This window comes from Rossellomorea marisflavi (assembly GCF_009806575.1).
GTDB lineage: Bacteria > Bacillota > Bacilli > Bacillales > Bacillaceae_B > Rossellomorea > Rossellomorea marisflavi_A.
In genome coordinates, this window is record NZ_CP047095.1 from 2190684 (window position 1) to 2210981 (window position 20298).

Sequence of the window (20298 nt, forward strand, 5' to 3'; positions counted from 1 at the left end):
GCCCGGCAAAAAGATGACTCCGTGTCTCGGGGTTTGCAGGTACTTGATGGTAGACAAAGAGGGATTTCCACACACTCCAAACGGGAATGTATTCACAGGCCATAAAAAAGTTCAAAATGCTGGATAGGAGGTCTGTACAATGATCAAAGCGGTTTGTTTTGACCTTGATAACACTCTTCTGGACAGGGATGGATCTCTCCATTCCTTCCTGGAGGATCAATACGTACGGCTGAGTATGTTTCATCAGATGAAAAAGGACCTCTTCATGGATCGGTTCATCGAGTTGGATGATCGGGGTTATGTATGGAAGGATATCGTTTATGAAACCCTGATTTGGGAATTCGACCTGAGGGGGTGCACCATAGAAGAGCTTCTGTCTGATTATCTAACCCATTTTCACCATCACTGCATCCCTTTGGGCCCAGTGGAAGAAGTGTTGAAGGAACTGCGTGCACGCGGGATACTCATCGGGATCATCTCAAATGGATATCATCAGTTTCAATCCGATAACCTGAGGGCGTTATCCATCCATTTATATGCTCACGAAATCCTCATCTCAGAATCGGAAGGGCTGCGTAAACCGGACAAACGAATCTTTCAATCTATTGCCGACAAAATGGGCGTGAAGGTTGAGGAATGCGCATTTGTGGGCGATCATCCCATTAATGATGTGAAGGGGGCCAAGGAGGCAGGTATGATGTCGATTTGGCTCAGGGGTGATGGGTACAGCGTTCCGGATCATGCAGATGCTATCATCGATCAACTTCCTGAGCTCATGGGTGTTTTGAGAAAGCTGGACGTTGAAAGGCAGGACCAGCCTAGGCATCATTCCTGCGAATCTATATAAATGAAAGCTTGCCTGATGATTCACATTGTGCTATTATTGTGAAAATTCGAGGTGTTTCTTATGAATTTATTCATTCAGACACAATCCCATCATCATATCAAGTAGCCTTGCTGGTTGTTTTTAAAATCAGGAAGGCTATTACCTAATGAACCGCATCTGACTCTAGTCTCTACTTAGATCAGCTGCGGTTTTTTGTGTTCTGGATAAGGGGCCTTTGAATTGAAAAGGAGGATGACATAATGAGAAAGATGGATTATCAGAATGTAAGAGGAACAGCAGATTATTTGCCTGAAGCTGAAGGGATCCGAAGAAAGGTGAGGAATACACTGGAAGACGTATTCATACAATACGGCTGCAAACCGTTAGAAACGCCGATACTCAATTATTCGGATCTGTTGGCCTCCAAATATGGGGGTGGGGCGGAAATCCTGAAAGAGATGTACATGCTGAGCGATCGTGGAGAACGCGATCTTGCCCTGCGTTATGACTTAACCATCCCTTATGCGAAGGTAGTGGCCATGAACCCAACGTTGAAAATGCCGTTTAAACGCTATGAAATCGGTAAAGTGTTCAGAGACGGGCCAATCAAAAAAGGCAGGATGAGGGAGTTTACTCAGTGTGATGTAGACGTAACAGGTATCGATTCATGTGCAGCGGAAGCAGAGCTTATCATGATGGCACTGGATGCGTTCGACCGCTTGGAAATGGAAGTGGTCATCCAGTACAATAACCGGAAGCTGCTTGCAGGCATGCTGGAATTCTTCGGCATCCCTCCTGAGAAAAGTGGGGAAGTGATCCTCGTCCTGGATAAATTGGAGAAGATCGGCCTGGAAGCATGTGAAGAGGAACTGAAGAAAAAAGGACTTAGTGTCGTAGCATTAAAAGAAACAAAGCAGTTCATCTTGGATTCCCCCACTTGCTTGGAGTACTTTTCACCCTATATAGAAAAAAACACATTGATCTCTGAGGGGCTGGAGGAACTGAAAGAGCTAGAGCAAATCCTTGAAGGTTTGGGATTGAAAGCTCAGTGCCAATTCAATCCATACCTTGCCAGGGGACTGGACATTTATACGGGTACCATCTATGAACTCTTCCTGAAGGACGGCGGCCTGCGGTCGAGCATCGGAAGCGGCGGTCGCTATAATAATGCCATTGCCGGATTGAAAGGGGAGGAGGAGGGATCCTATTCAACTGTAGGAATCTCCTTCGGTTTGGACGTCATTTTGACAGCCCTTTTGGAAAAGGAAGAAACCACCCCGAACCTTGGGTGGATTACTTGATCATTCCGGTCCAAGAAATGGAAGAATCCTTTCGGATGGCACGGGTTCTCAGGCAAGAGGGGAACAGGGTCGAAGTGGACATGTCTGGAAGATCCGTAAGAAAAAGCATGGACTATGCCGATAAGGCAGGGATCCCGTTTGTAGCGGTGATTGGAGAAAGGGAGGTTTCAAACCGGATATGCATGGTAAAGGATATGAAAACGGGTAAGCAGACAGAATGGGTTTTCAAATGACATGCGGGTCAATGAAGGAAGACAACTAGAAGATGATTTTATTTAAATTTTGCCAAAACTAGTTTATCATATGATAGAGAATGTCCATTGCTTGAAAAGGAAGGTACCCTATGTCAATTGAATCAGAACAGAACATTACCAGGATACATATTGAAGACAAAGAATTCATCCTCATCGGCACGGCCCATGTTTCCAGACAAAGCGCCGAGCAGGTGAAGCAGGTTATTGAGCGGGAAAGGCCGGATACAGTGTGCATTGAGCTGGATGAACCGCGTTATCAATCCATTGTCGAAGGAGATAAATGGAAGCAGACGGATATCTTCCAGGTGATCAAAGAGAGAAAAGCAACCCTGCTCCTTATGAATCTTGCCATTGGATCATTCCAAAAACGGATGGCCAAGCAGTTCGGAATCAAACCAGGACAGGAAATGATTCAGGGAATCGAGTCTGCCAGAGAGACGGGAGCAGAGCTGATACTTGCCGATCGAAACATTCAGGTCACGTTTTCTCGGATCTGGAATAATCTCGGATTCACCGGTAAAGCAAAACTGCTCACCCAGATCATTTTCAGCATCTTCAGCGATGAAAGCATCACAGAAGAAGAACTGGAGAGGATCAAATCGAAGGATATGCTTGACTCCATGCTCAATGAATTCACTCAGGTGTTTCCGCAGTTAAAGACACCCCTTATCGATGAACGCGATCAGTACCTGGCCCAAAAGATCAGAACAGCGCCTGGAGAAAAGGTGGTTGCAGTCCTGGGAGCTGCTCACGTTCCTGGGATCACCAAGGAAATCCATAAAGAGCACGACTTGAAAAGATTATCTGAGCGCCCTCCAAAATCTAAGGCACCGAAGATCATCGGTTGGATGATCCCGCTTGCCATCATCGCATTGATTGTTTATACCTTTATCAATAACCCTTCGGCCGGCTTCGACCAATCCATCAGTTGGATCTTGTGGAATGGCGGATTTTCAGCACTTGGGGTATTAATAGGGATGGGGCATCCGCTAGCCATTTTGACAGCTTTTATTGCCGCACCCATCACCTCTTTGCATCCGCTCCTCGCAGCAGGGTGGTTCGCAGGTTTTGTGCAGGCATATTTTAAGCGTCCAAGTGTAAAAGATTTTGATACGTTATCGGAGGATGTCCTGAGCGTGAAAGGGTTTTGGAACAACAAGGTGACCAGGGTCCTGCTGATTGTTGTATTGGCGAACCTTGGAAGTACCTTGGGGACGATCATCGGAGGAGCCGATGTGGTAAGGTTATTCATTAAGAATTTCACTTGAGCAAGCAATGGTTTGCACTCTCAATCCTCTAGTTAAAAAAAGAAGGAGCAGGTATCCTGCTCCTTCTTTTTTATACTGTTTTTTCAACCTCAAGGTAATGTATCTGATGCCCGTCATTATCATGGATCCTGAAGGTGAAGCCTTCTTCAGTGACGATTTCCTTGCTTGCATTGGAATCGATGTTTTCAGAAAGGAACCATCCACCGATGGTGTCCACTTCCTCATCACTGAGGTCGGTACCAAGGAGGTTATTCACGTCCTGAATTAGAAGTTTGGCATCCAGGATGTAGTGATTTTCTTTTACTTTCCTGATTTCCGGTACTTCATCGTCATCAAATTCGTCCCTGATTTCTCCTACGATTTCTTCAATGATGTCTTCAACAGTTACCATACCGGACGTCCCGCCGTACTCATCAAGGAGGATGGCGATGTGGACGCGTTCTTTCTGCATCTTCACGAGAAGATCATGGATCGGTATGGTTTCGATGACGCGAATCAATGGATTCACATAGGGCTCGAGGCTGTCAATTCCGTCAGCCGATTGGATGGACGCGGTCAGAAGCTCCTTTACGTTCACAAAACCGAGGACATTATCCTTATCCCCGTCGACTACAGGATAGCGGGTATAGTGTTCGGTCGTAATGACATCCATCACTTCATCCATGGTCGCATCCTTTGAAATGGAGATGATCTCTGTACGGGGGACCATGATTTCCTTCGCAAGTCTTTCATCAAATTCAAAGATGTTATTCACATACTTTAGCTCGGACTGGTTGATCTCGCCGCTCTCATAGCTTTCAGAAAGAAGAATGCGAAGCTCTTCCTCCGAGTGGGCCAGCTCATGCTCCGACGCAGGCTTCAGGCCGAAAAGGCCGACGAAGAATCGCGCTGATCCGTTCAGGAACCAAATGAACGGGAACATAATGCGGTAAAACCAGATAATCGGAGATGCGAAAAGCATTGTAATGGTTTCCGCTTTTTGAATCGCCATCGTCTTTGGAGCGAGTTCCCCAACCACTACATGAAGGAACGTCACAAGTGCAAACGCAATTCCGAACGATAGGATGTGAGTAAGGGATGCGTTCAAGTGAAAGTACTCGAATAACGGATGTAACAGGGTTTCCACCGTAGGTTCCCCAAGCCAACCGAGGCCGAGTGCCGTCACCGTGATACCAAGCTGACATGCTGACAGGTACTCATCAAGATGTGTAACGACCTTCTTAGCCGAGACTGCACCTTTCTTTCCTTCAGCGATCAGCTGGTCGATCTTGGAAGTACGCACCTTGACAATTGCAAATTCCGTTGCAACGAAAAAGGCCGTCAAGGCGATGAGTACGATAATTGCTGCTAACTTAATTAATAATAATGAATCAATGTCCAATGAATCGTCTTACAGGTGTAAGACGTTCACCTCCCGATAAAAAATTTAGTTTAACAACAGAAGGAGGGATTGGATCAGCGTATGACTTTCCTTTGAAAGATCTTTTTTTGCCTGCGGAAGTTCTTTATGATTCAGAATCTCCGTCACTTCTGTGTTCAGGTCTTTCAGTTTCCATCTGAGTGCCCGCACGTCGATTTCTTCGGTATCTTTTTCAATCATTTTCTTCCTTATCATGTCCAAAGACATGCCGCTTGATTTCATATCATTGACTTCTCTTATGATGTTTACACAAGAAATATCATAATAGCGATAATTAGAAGGAGAACGTTCGACTTTTAGGATCCCGATATTTGTATAATGATCGATCGTACGTTTTGTTACATTCGCCAACTCGGCCAACTCACCAATTTTTAGTTTCTCTGTCCCAAACGATTTCCTCCTAACCGTCACGTGATAGTCTCTATTTTAATGTAAATGCTTAAAAAAGAAAATCCTTTTTACTTTTTAGATAGTAATGCTCTGTCCATAGGTGAAAAGGAGGTGGGGACGACCTCTATTTTTAGGAGTTTATTCCTTTTTTTCACGAAATACCTTGTCACTTCCCTTTTTAATTATTATAATATTAAGAAAATTTAATAATATTTTCCTATGAAGGGAGGAAGCACAATGAAGATTTATATTTCCGTTGATATGGAGGGGATTTCGGGACTAGTGGATCACACCCATGTCGATTCTAGGATGCACAATTATGAACGCGGAAGAAAGATCATGACGGATGAAGCCAACGGCGTCATCACTGCTGCTTTTGAAGCAGGATGTCATGACATCGTCGTCAATGACAGCCATTCACAAATGAATAATCTGATGATTGAAATGCTGCATCCCGACACAACCCTGATCACCGGCGGAGCAAAGCCGTTTTCCATGGTACAGGGGTTGGACGAGTCATTCTCGGGTGCTTTTTTTATTGGCTATCATGCACGTGCATCGAAAAAGGGCGTCCTGTCCCACTCCATGACTTTCGGAGTGAGGAATATGTTCATCAATGATATGGCCATAGGGGAAATGGGATTCAACGCTCTGGTGGCGGGATATTATGGCGTCCCGGTCCTCCTGGTATCAGGTGATGACCAGGCTGCGATTGAAGCAAACGAGCTCATTCCGAATGTGACGACGGCGATCGTGAAAGAAGCGGTTACCAGGTCGGTCGCCAAAAGCCTTACACCGAAAAAGGCGTCGGACCTTCTTGCCCGTCAAACTGCGTCGGCCCTTTCCAACCGTTTAAAGGTAGAGCCCCTGGTTCCCCCGGAAAATCCGGTCCTTCGCATCGAATTCGCTAATTACGGACAGGCAGAATGGGCCAGCACTATGCCGGGGACGATGTTGGAGCCGGATTCGACGACGGTCCGTTTCGATGCGAGGGATATCCTTGAAGCATACAGGGCGATGATCGTCATGACCGAACTCGCAATGAAAACTACATTCTGTTAGAAAGTGTGAAGCTGATGAGTACATATTTATTGAAGCGATTGGTTTCCATGGTGATCACCCTGTGGCTGATCATCACCTTGACGTTTTTCCTCATGCACGCCATACCTGGATCACCATTTAACGAAGAACGCAATACGAGCGAGGCCGTCCAAAAAAATCTTGAAGCTCATTATCACCTCGACGAGCCGCTGATGGTCCAGTACGGTCTGTATCTGAAATCGCTCATGACGCTGGATTTTGGTCCATCCATCACCAAGCCGTCCCAGACGGTCAATGATTTACTGAGCAGGGGCTTCCCGATCTCGTTCGAACTTGGGATGATCACGTTGATCATTGCCGTCATTTCCGGGATCATCCTCGGAATTGTCGCAGCTCTCCGACATAACGGATTCATTGATTATGTCGCCATGACATTCGCTGTACTCGGGATTTCGATCCCAAATTTCGTGATGGCCACCATGCTGATCCAGCAAATCGCTGTAAACTGGGAGCTCCTTCCGGTGGCTACCTGGCAGAGCTGGAGGCATATGATTCTGCCTACCTTGGCGCTCGCCACCGGACCAATGGCCATCATAGCGAGACTGACTCGATCGAGCATGCTTGAAGTCCTTACGCAGGATTATATCCGGACAGCACGTGCCAAAGGACTCTCACCATGGAAAATCGTGTTCAAGCATGCCCTCCGGAATGCCCTCCTGCCCGTTGTGACCATCCTTGGAACGCTGGCAGCCGGGATTTTGACGGGTACGTTCGTCATCGAACAGATTTTTGCCATACCTGGCATGGGGAAATATTTCGTCGAGAGCATCAATCAGCGTGATTACCCGGTCATCATGGGGACGACCGTCTTCTACAGCGCCTTCCTGATTGTCATGCTGTTCTTGGTGGATGTGGCATATGGACTGCTCGATCCGCGGATCAAACTACATAAGAAGGAGGCCAGATGATGGCGATCCCCAAACGAGAAGAAGAAGTAACCGCTGTTCCTGACGAATGGTTTGCCCCCTTGGATAAGAATAAAAATGAACGGGAGGCTGTCGTCAGGCCGAGCCTTTCCTACTGGAAGGATGCGTGGAAGCGTCTGGTAAAGAATAAGCTTGCCATGCTCGGATTATCCTTCCTGATCGGACTGATTGTCTTGGCCATCTTCGGACCGATCATTTCTCCACACGATGTCACGAAACAGATTCTGGCCGATCAGAATCTCCCCCCTTCAGCAGGTCACTGGTTCGGAACGGATGATATGGGGAGGGATGTTTTCACCAGAACTTGGTACGGAGCTCGTATCTCCCTGTTCGTCGGCTTCATGGCAGCCCTCATAGATTTTGTCATCGGGATCCTTTATGGCGGGATATCGGGCTATAAGGGGGGCAAGACGGATAATGTGATGATGAGGATCATCGAGATTCTTTACGGTCTTCCTTACCTTCTCGTCGTGATTCTTCTCATGGTTGTCATGGGACCGGGATTGTTGACCATCATCGTCGCTCTGACCGTGACGGGATGGATCGGGATGGCGAGGATCGTACGGGGACAAGTGCTCCAAATCAAAAATTATGAATTCGTCCTTGCTTCGAAAACCTTTGGAACGAAAACCGGGAAAATCATCCGGAAGAATCTTCTCCCGAATACGATGGGACCGATCATTGTCCAAATGACCCTCACCGTCCCGAGTGCCATTTTTGCAGAAGCATTCCTGAGCTTTCTCGGATTGGGTATTCAGGCTCCCTACGCGAGCTGGGGCGTCATGGCCAATGACGGGCTGTCTACGATCCTTTCCGGTCATTGGTGGAGGTTATTCTTCCCGGCGCTCTTCATCTCCCTCACCATGTTTTCTTTCAATGTCCTGGGTGACGGGCTGCAAGATGCGCTGGATCCGAAATTAAGGAGGTAAAACATCATGGAAGAAGTTCTAACAGTGAAGGACCTTCATGTATCGTTTTCAACCTATGGAGGCGAAGTTCAAGCTGTACGCGGCGTGAGTTTCCAGGTAAAGCAGGGGGAGACCTTGGCAATCGTGGGGGAATCAGGCTGCGGGAAAAGCGTGACATCTCAAACCATCATGAGGCTCATTCCCAATCCACCGGGGAGGATACGGAGTGGATCCATTTTGTATAAAGGAAAAGATCTTTTGAGATGCTCGGAGGCCCAGATGCGTCGAATACGCGGTAAGGATATTTCCATGATCTTTCAGGATCCGATGACCGCATTGAATCCGACGCTGACCATCGGAGAGCAGATCAAAGAGGGGATCCTGCAGCATGAGGACGTTACACGGAAGGAAGCGGGAGTGCGGGCGCGGAAAATGCTGGAGCTGGTGGGCATCCCGAACCCCGAAGAGCGCCTTAAGCAATATCCCCATCAGTTCTCGGGTGGAATGAGGCAGAGGATCGTCATCGCCATGGCCCTTGTCTGTCAGCCTGATGTGCTGATTGCGGATGAACCGACCACCGCCCTTGATGTAACAATACAGGCTCAGATTCTGGAGCTTTTCAAGGAGATCCAGGACAAGACGGGTGTGTCCATCATCTTGATCACGCATGACCTCGGGGTTGTTGCCCAAGTGGCAGATCGGATTGCTGTCATGTATGCAGGTAAGATCGTGGAGGAGGGGACCCGCAGGGAAATATTCTATACCCCTCAGCATCCCTATACAAAGGGACTCCTCCATTCAGTACCCAGGCTCGATCTCGTAGGGGAGGATTTGATTCCGATACCCGGCTCACCCCCGGATTTATTTGCCCCGCCTGCGGGCTGTCCATTCGCTGCACGATGCGATATGGCCATGGAGGTGTGCGACAGGATCCATCCTCAAAAGACCAGCCTTTCGGAGGATCATCACGTGGATTGCTGGCTGCAGGATGATCGGGCCAAACAAGCAATGCTTTCAGCTGTGAATGTAACAATCCGTTAGATTCACAGATTGATAGATAAAAACAATAAGGGGGAAATCAGATGAAGAAATGGAGCAAGCTGCTTATTTTCGGGATCATCCTTGTCATGCTGGCTGCTTGTACGGCGAATGAAGACGCAGGAAGCAGTTCGGAAGGAAAAGATCCGAAGGACGGAAAAGGGGAAAAGGTTCTTTACTTGAACAACGGAGCGGAGCCGACGTCCTTTGATCCGCCGATCGGATTCGATTCCTATTCATGGACGGCACTGAACAACCTTATGGAAGGTTTGACGAGACTCAGCGACAAGCATGAGCCGGAAGGGGCCATGGCAGAAAAGTGGGATGTATCGGAAGATGGGAAAGTTTATACCTTCCACCTGAGGGAAAATGCCAAGTGGTCCAATGGGGACGTTGTAACGGCAAATGATTTTGTATTTGCCTGGAAGCGTCTGCTTGATCCTGAAACCGGATCACCGGCATCCTTCCTCGGGTACTTTATCGAGGGCGGTGAAGCATATAATACCGGGAAGGGCAGTGCAGATGACGTAAAAGTGAAAGCGGTGGATGAAAAAACGTTTGAAGTGACATTGAAGAGCCCTCAGGCCTACTTCTTGAGCGTCATTGCAAACCCGGCATTCTTCCCGATCAATGAAAAAGTCGCCACCGACAATCCCCAGTGGTTTGCCGAAGCAGACAGTTTCGTGGCCAATGGACCGTTTAAATTGAAGGAATGGGAGCACGACAGCCATTTCGTGATGGAGAAGAATGATCAATATTGGGATAAAGAAAATGTAAAGCTTGATGAGGTCCACTGGGCCATGGTCAATGACTCCAACACCGATTATCAACTTTTCAAAACAGGCGAGCTTGATACAGCAGACGTGCCGGCAGACCTGAGCGAGGAACTGTTCAAAGATGGAAAAGTTAACGTGGAAGATCAGGCAGGCACATATTTCTACCGTTTCAATCTAGATCAGGAGCCGTTCCAGAATAAAAATATCCGGAAAGCATTCTCCATGGCAGTGGATCAAAAGCAGATGGTCGACTATGTAACCAAGAACAAAGAAGAAGCCGCCTATGGTTTTGTCGCCAGCGGCTTCAATGATGCCGACGGAAACGATTTCCGAAAAACAAGCGGGGACCTTACCCGGACCGATGTAGAGGAAGCCAAGACCCTTCTGGAAAAAGGGATGAAGGAAGAAGGCTATGAAAAGCTTCCTGCCGTCACCTTGACGTACAGTACGAGTGACACCCACCAGAAGATTGCCGAAGCCATGCAGCAAATGTTCAAGGACAATCTCGGAGTGGATGTGAAGCTTGCCAATATGGAATGGAACGTGTTCCAAGATGAACAAAAAGCCGGTAAATTCCAGCTTTCCAGAAGCTCCTTCCTGGCTGATTATGCAGATCCGATCAACTTCCTTGAAAACTTCCAGACCGGTCATTCCATGAACAGGACCGCCTGGAGCAATAAGAAGTATGACGAATTGATTCAATCAGCTTTGAACGAAGCCGATGAACAGAAGCGTTTCGACATGATGTATGAAGCCGAGAAAATCCTCATGGACGACATGCCAATCATCCCGGTCCATTTCTACAACTACGTATATATGCAGAATGAAGATGTGTCAGGTATCGTCCGTCATCCAGTGGGCTATATGGAGCTCAAGTGGGCGGATAAAAAATAAAAGGAGCGGGGAGGACAATGGAGGACTCATTGTCCCTCCCTCTTTTTCTACTAAAAGGATGTGCTACCTATGAAAGCTTCACCTTTACAAAAGGGAGATAAAGTGGGTGTGATTGCACCGGCCAGCCCTCCAAACGTCGAAAACTTTAAAAAGGCATTGCCGTTTCTGAAAGAGCTTGGACTAGAACCTGTGATCGGAAGGCATCTCTATGAAAAAAATGGGTACCTTGCCGGGAAGGATGAAGAACGACTGGCGGATTTGCATGACATGTTCAGAGACCCCGAAATAAAAGGAATCATTTGTGCATGCGGTGGAGTGGGAACAGGAAGGATTGTTTCAGATCTTGACTTCGACCTGATCCGCAGCAATCCGAAGATCTTTTGGGGCTATAGTGATATCACTTTTTTACATACGGCGATTTTCCAGCAGACTGGTCTCGTAACCTTCCATGGACCCATGCTAAGCACGGATATCGGCCTAGATTCTGTACCGGATTGGACAAAGAAATCCTTTGATCAGCTCTTTGACACAGAGGATGTCATTTATCCTGGATCCCTATCAACCATCGAAGCGTTGGTAGAAGGCAAAGCAGACGGGGCCGTTGTAGGGGGAACTTGACACTTCTGGTCAATTCCTTGGGGACACCACACGAAATCGATACAAAAGCGAAACTCTTTTTTATAGAAGAGATCGATGAAGAACCTTATAAGGTGGATCGGATGCTCAATCAATTGAAGATGGCGGGGAAATTATCCGATGCATCCGGCATCATCATCGGAGATTTCAAAAATTGCGAACCGGTCAAACGGGATCGGTCCCTTAGCTTGGACGAAGTGATCAGGCATCATATCATCCCCGCTGGTAAACCAACCCTGAAGGGATTCATGATCGGTCATTCCTCACCGAGCTTTGCCATTCCATTCGGAGCACGGGGCTTCATGGACACGGCGGACCTTTCCCTGAAAATCGAATCCGGCCTTCGAAAGGAGTAAGGAAGATGATCATACAGAACATCGAAACATTTCAGACATTTGTCCCTCTGATCAAGCCTTTCAAAACCGCTCTGAGGACCGTGACCGCCGCTGAAGCGATACTTGTGAAAATCACCTGTGAAGACGGACGGATCGGGTGGGGAGAGGCACCGCCCACTGCTGTCATAACAGGGGAGACCCTTCAAAGTATAGAGGGGGCGATCCACCATCACCTCAAACCAGCCTTGTTAAAAACCGAACTATTGAATCATGAGGAGCTATTCTATCGCATCCGAACATGCATGATCGGCAATGGGAGTGCAAAGGCTGCCGTTGATATGGCCATCTATGATTTGTTATCCCAACGGAGTGGACTCCCGCTCTATCAATTTCTGGGAGGATACAAGGATCGATTGGAAACGGATTTTACCGTTAGTGTCAATGAGCCTTCGGAAATGGCCGATGATGCACGGCAATACATAAGAGAAGGTTTTGACGTTTTAAAAGTTAAGGTCGGAAAGGACGACATAGAAAAGGACATCCGCCGCATCCGAGCGATTCGGGAAGCTGCAGGGACGGATATACAGATCCGCTTGGATGCCAATCAAGGATGGGGGGCAAAAGAGGCGGTGCGTGCCATCAAAAAAATGGAAGACTCTGGTCTTGGAATCGAACTGATCGAGCAGCCTGTCCCCGCTCATGACCTGAACGGACTCAAATGGGTAACGGACCATGTCGATACACCGATCATGGCCGATGAAAGTGTGTTCAGTCCGTTTCAAGCACTGGAGGTGGTAAAGCACCGTTGTGCAGATCTCATCAACATCAAACTGATGAAAGCCGGCGGCATCCATCAGGCGATCAAGATCAACGTCCTTGCAGAAGCAGCGGGGATGGAATGCATGGTGGGGAGCATGATCGAGTCCCGATTGGGGATCACCGCGGCAGCTCACTTTGCAGCCAGCAGCCGAAATATAACCCGATACGACTTTGACGCCCCCCTTATGCTTGCGCACGACTTCCTTGAAGGCGGGGCGATCTATGAAGGCAAACAGATCAAACTTCCTGAAGTTCCCGGATTGGGGATCAAACACATACACTTGGAGAAAGGGAGGGTAACCAATGAAGGAAAGGTCAGTAGTTAATGTGGCCGTAGCCACCTTATGGACGACACCTCAGTCCCCTAGAAAACGTGACGAAGAAATCTTGTCTGACCCTGTGGACATGGAGAAGTGGATTGCCCCGCAGGACTATGAATCGCTACTTGAGTTGTGCGACCATAATCTTATCCAATCACAGCTCTTATTCGGAACCGAAGTAATCGTGGTGAGAAGGGATGGGAGCTGGTCAGAAGTGGTCGTGGCGGAGCAGCCTTCATCTAAATGTGCAGACGGATATCCAGGATGGATTCCGAGCTGTCAGCTGAGCAGGGATGAACGAAAGGAACCGAAGGACGGGTATGCCATCGTCAATGTCCCTTTCACTGAGCTGGAGTATGAAAATGGCAGGATGAAACTAAGTTATCTGACTGCCCTTCCGGTAATCGATCAAACGGAAGAAGTCGTTCGGGTGCAGACACCGAAAGGCCTTGGTACCCTCCAAGTGGACGATATCGTTTTCTCTTCACGAACTGTACCTGATGTTCAGGGAGATGGCGTGGCAATTGTGAAGGAAGGGGAACAATTCCTGGATCTTCCCTATCTTTGGGGAGGTATGAGCGCATTTGGATATGATTGCTCAGGCTTTTCTTACAATATGTGCCGTGCTAACGGTGTGATCATCCCGAGGGATGCAAACGACCAGGCAATCCACGGTGAGAAGGTATCATTGGATGCATTGAAACCTGGGGACCTATTGTTCTTTGCATATGAGCAGGGAAAGGGTGCGGTTCATCACGTGGGAATCTATCACGGCAATGGCGCCATGATCCATTCTCCGAAAACCGGAAGGACAATCGAGATTCTTTCACTGAAGGGAACCTACTATGAGGAAGAACTATGTGAAGCAAGGCGCTATTGGAAAGACTAGGAGGCGGTATGGATGACCAATGAGAAGCTACTTCAAGTAAAACGGCTGAAAAAACATTTTCGATTGGAAAAGGGGAAATTGCTCAAAGCGGTAGACGACATCTCCTTCGATATATACCGGGGCGAAACATTCGGGCTAGTTGGGGAGTCCGGCTGCGGGAAATCAACGACAGGACGTACGATCATCGGGCTTTATGAATGTACGGATGGGGAAGTGGAATATGCGGGTCGCAATCTGCATGCATTGAGCTCGAAGGAACAGCACGCGTTTCACCGTAAGATCCAGATGATCTTCCAGGATCCATACGCCTCCCTCAATCCGAGATCCACCGTGAAAGAAATCATTTCTGAACCTATGGAGTCCCACAAGCTATATAAAGATAAGAAGGAACAGTTGGAAAAGGTGTACCAATTGCTTGAAGACGTCGGTCTGAACCGGGATCATGCTAATCGGTATCCGCATGAATTCAGCGGCGGACAGCGTCAGCGGATCGGGATTGCGCGTGCACTTGCCCTCGATCCCGAGTTCATCATCGCAGATGAACCGATTTCGGCCCTTGATGTGTCCGTACAAGCCCAAATCGTCAACCTTTTAAGGAAACTACAAAAACAAAAAGGCATTACCTTCCTTTTCATTGCCCATGATTTATCCATGGTGAAGCATATCAGCAATCGGATCGGCGTCATGTATCTAGGATCGATCGTCGAGCTGACTGAAAGTAAGGAACTGTACAAAAAGCCTTTGCACCCATATACACAGGCGTTATTATCCGCCATCCCGATTCCGGACCCCGACGTGGAAGACCGGAGGGAACGGATCATCCTGAAGGGGGAGATCCCAAGCCCCATTAATCCCCCAGTGGATGTGTATTCAGAACGCGATGCCCGCACGCGATGGACGTATGTGCCGAGAAAAAACCAGCTTGGAAGGAAGTCGAATCCAGCCATTATGTGGCTTGTCACCTTTACGATGAAACCATAGTCAAAGATCATGACGAAGTCGCCGTAACCAAATGAAGGCGTCAGGCATGGAATACTTGAGAGAGGAAATGATGGGGATCGTACAGGAATGTTCCGGGAAAGTGAGCTTCTCGGTCCTCTTGGATGATGAATCTCTTTCGTGGGAGGAGGACCGACGTATATCATCAGCCAGCCTGATCAAGCTTCCGATCTTGATGGCTGCATATGAACAGATTCAGACAGGCAGGCTACGGGCTGATGCCATGATTGTACTGCGTCATGAAGATCATGTGGAAGGTGCAGGGGTCTTGAATGGATTGCACGATGGTCTGACGCTGTCCATTGAAGATTTGTTAACGCTGATGATCACTGTCTCAGACAATACAGCCACCAATCGGCTGATCGAGCTGATTGGAATGGATTCTATCAATAGGTTCTGTCTTGACTGGAATTTAAAGGGAACATTCTTGAACCGTAAGATGATGGACTTCCCATCATTGGAAATGGGAAAAGACAATTGGACGTCATCTGAGGACGTGGTCAGCTGTCTTACACTCATCAACGAAGGCCCCTTTGAAGAGGCTTCAAGGAAGAAGATGCTTACGATGCTCTCACGCCAGCAATTCCGTGATAAGCTTCCTGCCTTGCTCGGGGATGATGTAAAGGTCTTCAATAAGACCGGGGAGCTACCCGGCGTCGAACATGATTGTGCTATCATTGAGTCGGCTTCAGGTAAGTATGCTTATGTAGCAGTTCTGACTGATGAGTTGCCGGCTCCAGAGGAGGGCAGGAGGGTGATTCGGACAATGGGAAAGCTTATAGGTGATTATGTACACTCTTTCTAGCTGTCATCTGTTTGTCATAATTGTCATATAAATGTTCAGCTAGGCAGCGGATCGTCTTACAGGAAGGCCCAGAAAGCCCTCCAAGACGTGGGAAGGCTTGCGGCCACCATGTATCCATGGCCCATCTTTTGACCTATCAAGGTGATGAAGAGGGGCTTAGGGACGATTTATATGGTTCAGGTTCAAAGCCTTTCTCTATGAAAAACATCAGTGTTTCATGCTTCTGTAACATGCCTATCCTTTCCATCCTGTACAATTATAGGAGGGGGGATACGATGAAAGAATGGATTGTAGATGAAAACGATGTGATGAAGATGTTGGATTCATGGCTAAGGGATCCGAAACCTTTTTGGGAAGGATTCTATGAGAATCGTGAACGAAAAATCCCTATTTTCACAAACAGACCGGATGAGAACCTTGTGTCGTATGTGAAAAGTGGACAATTGAGAACGGGCAGGGCGCTGGATATTGGATGTGGTGCCGGCAGAAACGCAATCTATCTGGCCAGTAACGGATGGGAGGTCGATGCAATGGACCTTTCATCGACTTCCCTTGCGTGGGCAGGGGAGCGAGCAGAGGAAGCGGGTGCATCCATCCGCTTCTTCCAGGCAGACCTCCTCGAGCATGAAATTGAAAAGGATGCCTATGATTTTGTGTATGACTCGGGATGTTTTCATCATATTGCTCCACACAGAAGACCCCGGTACAGAGAAGTGATCATGAGGGCGCTGAAGCAAGATGGATATTACGGCCTTGCATGTTTTTGTGAAGACGGTGAGTACGGGGGTGCCACCCTCACGGATTGGGAGATTTACCGAACAGGTTCGCTCCATGGCGGGATGGGATATACGGAGGAAAAGCTCATTCAGATCTTTGAGTGCTTCACCCCTGTGGAGATACGGAAAATGGTCGGGACCGGCGATCCGGATGTATTTGAATCCGAAGGCCTATGGGCAGCATTATTCAAGCATGATCTGCACCGGTTCTGAACAAAAAGTAAAAGAGTTGGGCGCACAGGGCCCAACTCTTTTAGTCTATCAATATACTTTATCTCCATTGAAGATCGAGTTTTTCACGACCACATAATCGACGGTCCGAATGGCATCGAGCTTCGTTCCGCCTGCGTAGGAAATCGAGGACTGAAGATCCTGTTCCATTTCGGTCAGGGTGTCTTGCAGGGATCCTTTATGCTCTACGAACATTTTCTTCCCTTCGACGTTTTTCTTTTCGCCTTTTTGGAATTCAGAGGCAGAACCGAAATACTCTTTGACGCGCTTCCCATCAATTTCGGTCGTTTCGCCAGGAGATTCTTCATGCCCCGCGAATAACGATCCGATCATGACCATGCTGGCACCGAATCGGATGCTTTTGGCGATGTCACCGTGCGTCCGGATCCCTCCGTCAGCGATGATGGGCTTTGTTGCCGCTTTTGCACACCATCTTAAAGCTGCCAGCTGCCAGCCACCGGTGCCAAAGCCGGTTTTGATTTTCGTGATGCAGACTTTTCCCGGACCGATCCCCACTTTGGTCGCATCGGCTCCAGCGTGTTCAAGTTCACGTACCGCCTCAGGTGTTCCAACATTCCCCGCAATAACAAAACTTTCAGGCAAGAGTTTTTTTATATGTTGGATCATGCTGATCACGGCATTGGAATGGCCATGTGCAATATCGATCGTGATGTATTCAGGTATCAACCCTTTAGAGGCCAGTTCCTCTACAAAACTATATTCTTCTTCCTTCACGCCCACGCTGATGGAAGCAATCAGTCCGCGAGCATGCATGTCCTCGATGAAGCTGATTCTTTTCCCAGGTTCGAAACGGTGCATAATATAGAAATAGTTATGTTCTGCAAGGTACATAGCAATCTTCTCATCGATGATGGTCTGCATATTGGCAGGAACCACAGGAAGTTTAAATGTATGTCCACCCAATGTGATGGCTGTATCACATTCTGAACGGCTGTTAACAATGCATTTGGCTGGAATCAATTGAATATCTTCATAGTCGAACACGTTTTCCATCATGAACACTCCTAAACACGAATAATTATCGTCGGACGAAAATGAAATGTTCGTCCATTGGTAATGTACATGATTTCTTGACCGTTGTCAAAGTTTTTTATCAATTTAAGATGACGTGATTATAATCGATTACTATTTTTCGCAGCAGCAGGGGCAGTCGCATTCTTTTTTTGTTTCACACAAGCAGTGTGGGCAAGAACATTCATGGACCATCAGGACACCTTCTTTCGTTTATCCACCATTATATCCAGATGAAAGAATTTCAATCGATATCCATATTTTCCTTGCAAATCAATCTTTATAGATTTAGAGTAGTGTTAACAGTTAAATTTTTTTTACCGAGTAAAAAAAGAGGTGTGAGGATGAAAGGTATCTATATCATCAAAGACCTCGATCAGCTTAAGGCTCTCAGCGATCCGTTCCGGGTCCGACTGATGTTCAAACTGATCGAGAGGCCGTATACCGGTCAGCAACTATCGGAAATCTTCGAGCTGTCACGCGCCCGGATTCATTATCATCTGAAAGAGCTTGAAAAGCTTGGTCTGGCCGAAATCGTGAGAACCGAAGAGAAAAACGGCATCATTCAAAAGTTCTATCAGTCTGTAGCAACGGGGTTCTATCCCCATTCAAGTCTTTTCCCACACACGAAGGAAATCAGCGATATGAAACAATATCTCATGCTTGAAATGATGGAACAAACGACTTCAAAACTCTTGTCGGCACCACCTGAAGCCCTCGAAGACGTTGATTCGAGCGGTGACCCTTCTGAGTGGAATATGTTAGCGTCTTCCTGGGAACTCCAAGTGTCTGAGGATTCCTTCAAGTGGTACATCAAGGAACAATTCAAACTGATGGAAGAACTTGATCGCCGCGCGGAAGCAGAAGAGGCGTCGAGCAAAAAGAGATATTTTGTATCCAACTACGGTTTCCGGGTAGAAGAGCCTGTTTTTGAAAGAGTAAAAGACAAAGACCAGTGAGAAGGTCTTTTCTTTTGGCACAACGGTAAAATAATTTTAACTGAGTATATTTTTTTACTTTGACGGTCAAAAAAAACTTACAGTCAGGAGATGGTGAATGAGATGAAAGAGCATTTGTTGAGAAATCGAAACTTCAGCTTCATGTTTACAGGCAGGATCCTATCGAATATGGGGGACAGCATCTACTATGTAGCCGCCATGTGGCTTGTGTACGAACTGGGAGGGAGTGCCTTTTATACGGGGTTGGCCGGTTTCCTCACAATGCTGCCGACGGTGCTGCAGTTCTTGATTGGTCCACTGGTCGATCGTTTCAGTACAAAGAAGCTGCTGACCATCGTACAGCTGTTTCAGGCAGGATTGATCCTGATGATTCCGGTTGCCCATTTCATAGGCTATTTGAATGTGGCCGTGATCTTGACGATCATGCCGGTAGTATCCATGATGAATCAGTTTACGTATCCCGCCCAAACAGCCGCCTTGCCACGGATCATCAAAAAAGAACAGCTTGTAAAAGGGAACGCTCTGTTTACGTTCGCCTATCAGGGAGTCGACATGATCTTCAATGCCCTTACAGGAATCCTACTTCCATTGATCGGTGCCATAATCCTCTTCATGATGGATTCTGCCGTGTTCTTAGCAGCCGCATTAGTATACAGCGCCCTTTGCTTGCCGGAGAAAAAAAGTACCACGAAAAGGACGTTGAAGGAATCGACTCTTCAGTATAAGAAAGAGTTGGCAGAAGGGGTGATGATCGTTTTTCGCTCGTATTTGGCCATCTTTCTGGTCGCTTCCGTTGTTGCAAATGGTGCTATCGGTGCTACGTATGCCATCCTGCCCGTATACACTGGTGAATCGGCAGGGGCATCCTGGTACGGGTGGTACCTTGGAGCCATTTCACTCGGTCTTCTGTCAGGTGCAGCACTTGCTCCTATTCTTACCAGATTCCCGCTGGGTTTGTTAACCATTACATTGTTTTTCATAGGCGGGGGCAGCTGGATCCTGTCAGGTCTCTCGGGTGTTTCCATAATGGGGCTTGTATTATTTGGCATAGCCTGGCTTCCTATCGGAGCAACGAATATCATAACGGGGGCAGCCATCCAGTCCATCATGCCATCGCATCTGATGGGAAGGGTCTTTTCCGTGGTTGCGTCCATGAGTGCCATGGCGATGCCCCTTGGATCACTGCTGGGCGGAAGTATGGCCAATCGTTGGGGGAGCGGGACCATCTTTATTTCGGCAGCAGGCGCAATCATCTTTATTTCGATATTTTGGTTAAGTGTCTCCAAGCTGCGCAGGCTTCCAAGCTCGCATGAGTTGTCTGCTGCAGATCTCCTTTTACCTGAAAATTCTCACTCCACAAACGTTGGATGATAATGGTAGAATAAGAAAGGATAC

At 47.6% G+C, this 20298-nt stretch carries 18 protein-coding genes and 2 pseudogenes; 17 read left to right on the plus strand and 3 right to left on the minus strand.

Annotation, left to right across the window (positions count from 1 at the left end):
- Positions 1-139 precede the first annotated feature (139 nt).
- From D5E69_RS11365 to D5E69_RS11375, 4 genes are all read left to right on the plus strand, one after another.
- Positions 140-847, plus strand: coding sequence for an HAD family hydrolase (locus D5E69_RS11365; RefSeq protein WP_159129666.1), 708 nt, complete (start codon positions 140-142; stop codon positions 845-847).
- Positions 848-1086: 239 nt separating this feature from the next.
- Positions 1087-2127, plus strand: a complete 1041-nt coding sequence (hisS, locus tag D5E69_RS11370; protein ID WP_347566736.1) for a histidine--tRNA ligase — start codon at positions 1087-1089, stop codon at positions 2125-2127.
- Positions 2115-2360 (plus strand): His/Gly/Thr/Pro-type tRNA ligase C-terminal domain-containing protein, encoded by a 246-nt coding sequence (locus D5E69_RS23970; protein WP_347566737.1) that lies wholly within the window; start codon positions 2115-2117, stop codon positions 2358-2360. Before hisS ends, D5E69_RS23970 begins: the two co-directional genes overlap by 13 nt.
- 110 nt (positions 2361-2470) lie before the next feature.
- The gene (locus tag D5E69_RS11375; protein WP_048003604.1) at positions 2471-3649 is read left to right on the plus strand and encodes a TraB/GumN family protein; all 1179 of its coding nucleotides are present in this window, start codon (positions 2471-2473) and stop codon (positions 3647-3649) included.
- Between the two features lie 70 nt (positions 3650-3719).
- Here the strand turns inward: D5E69_RS11375 and D5E69_RS11380 are convergent, their stop codons facing one another.
- The gene (locus D5E69_RS11380) at positions 3720-5024 is read right to left on the minus strand and encodes a hemolysin family protein (RefSeq protein WP_082139183.1); all 1305 of its coding nucleotides are present in this window, start codon (positions 5022-5024) and stop codon (positions 3720-3722) included.
- Between the two features lie 51 nt (positions 5025-5075).
- Positions 5076-5429: a MerR family transcriptional regulator gene (locus D5E69_RS11385; RefSeq protein WP_048003864.1), complete on the minus strand. Its 354-nt coding sequence runs from the start codon at positions 5427-5429 to the stop codon at positions 5076-5078.
- A gap of 267 nt (positions 5430-5696) precedes the next feature.
- Here D5E69_RS11385 and D5E69_RS11390 point away from each other — a divergent pair, with 267 nt between their 5' ends.
- The 11 genes and pseudogenes from D5E69_RS11390 (at position 5697) to D5E69_RS11440 (ending at position 16894) form a co-directional block, all read left to right on the plus strand.
- The gene (locus D5E69_RS11390) at positions 5697-6521 is read left to right on the plus strand and encodes a D-aminopeptidase DppA (protein ID WP_048003605.1); all 825 of its coding nucleotides are present in this window, start codon (positions 5697-5699) and stop codon (positions 6519-6521) included.
- A 14-nt stretch (positions 6522-6535) separates the two neighbouring features.
- Complete coding sequence (locus D5E69_RS11395; RefSeq protein WP_048003606.1) at positions 6536-7468, plus strand: ABC transporter permease; 933 nt, start codon at positions 6536-6538, stop codon at positions 7466-7468.
- Positions 7468-8415, plus strand: a complete 948-nt coding sequence (locus D5E69_RS11400) for an ABC transporter permease (RefSeq protein ID WP_048003607.1) — start codon at positions 7468-7470, stop codon at positions 8413-8415. The genes D5E69_RS11395 and D5E69_RS11400 overlap by 1 nt, the downstream gene beginning before the upstream one ends.
- 6 nt (positions 8416-8421) lie before the next feature.
- Entirely contained in the window at positions 8422-9435 is a 1014-nt protein-coding gene (locus D5E69_RS11405) for an ABC transporter ATP-binding protein (RefSeq protein WP_048003608.1), read from the plus strand.
- A gap of 41 nt (positions 9436-9476) precedes the next feature.
- On the plus strand, positions 9477-11102 hold the full coding sequence (locus D5E69_RS11410) for a peptide ABC transporter substrate-binding protein (protein ID WP_159129667.1): 1626 nt from the start codon (positions 9477-9479) through the stop codon (positions 11100-11102).
- A gap of 69 nt (positions 11103-11171) precedes the next feature.
- Positions 11172-12094: pseudogene (locus D5E69_RS11415) on the plus strand (S66 peptidase family protein).
- A 5-nt stretch (positions 12095-12099) separates the two neighbouring features.
- A complete protein-coding gene (locus tag D5E69_RS11420; protein WP_159129668.1) occupies positions 12100-13218 on the plus strand; it encodes a dipeptide epimerase in 1119 nt (372 codons plus the stop codon).
- On the plus strand, positions 13196-14101 hold the full coding sequence (locus D5E69_RS11425; protein ID WP_159129669.1) for a C40 family peptidase: 906 nt from the start codon (positions 13196-13198) through the stop codon (positions 14099-14101). The genes D5E69_RS11420 and D5E69_RS11425 overlap by 23 nt, the downstream gene beginning before the upstream one ends.
- A gap of 12 nt (positions 14102-14113) precedes the next feature.
- Positions 14114-15117: pseudogene (locus D5E69_RS11430) on the plus strand (ABC transporter ATP-binding protein).
- A gap of 11 nt (positions 15118-15128) precedes the next feature.
- A complete protein-coding gene (locus D5E69_RS11435) occupies positions 15129-15905 on the plus strand; it encodes a serine hydrolase (protein WP_159129670.1) in 777 nt (258 codons plus the stop codon).
- 275 nt (positions 15906-16180) lie between these two features.
- Positions 16181-16894, plus strand: a complete 714-nt coding sequence (locus D5E69_RS11440) for a class I SAM-dependent methyltransferase (protein ID WP_159129671.1) — start codon at positions 16181-16183, stop codon at positions 16892-16894.
- 48 nt (positions 16895-16942) lie between these two features.
- Here D5E69_RS11440 and guaC read toward each other — a convergent pair whose 3' ends face one another.
- A complete protein-coding gene (guaC, locus tag D5E69_RS11445; RefSeq protein WP_159130351.1) occupies positions 16943-17926 on the minus strand; it encodes a GMP reductase in 984 nt (327 codons plus the stop codon).
- A gap of 362 nt (positions 17927-18288) precedes the next feature.
- Here guaC and D5E69_RS11450 point away from each other — a divergent pair, with 362 nt between their 5' ends.
- Positions 18289-18903, plus strand: coding sequence for an ArsR/SmtB family transcription factor (locus D5E69_RS11450; protein WP_159129672.1), 615 nt, complete (start codon positions 18289-18291; stop codon positions 18901-18903).
- A 114-nt stretch (positions 18904-19017) separates the two neighbouring features.
- Positions 19018-20274, plus strand: a complete 1257-nt coding sequence (locus D5E69_RS11455; RefSeq protein ID WP_249931478.1) for an MFS transporter — start codon at positions 19018-19020, stop codon at positions 20272-20274.
- Positions 20275-20298: the final 24 nt, after the last annotated feature.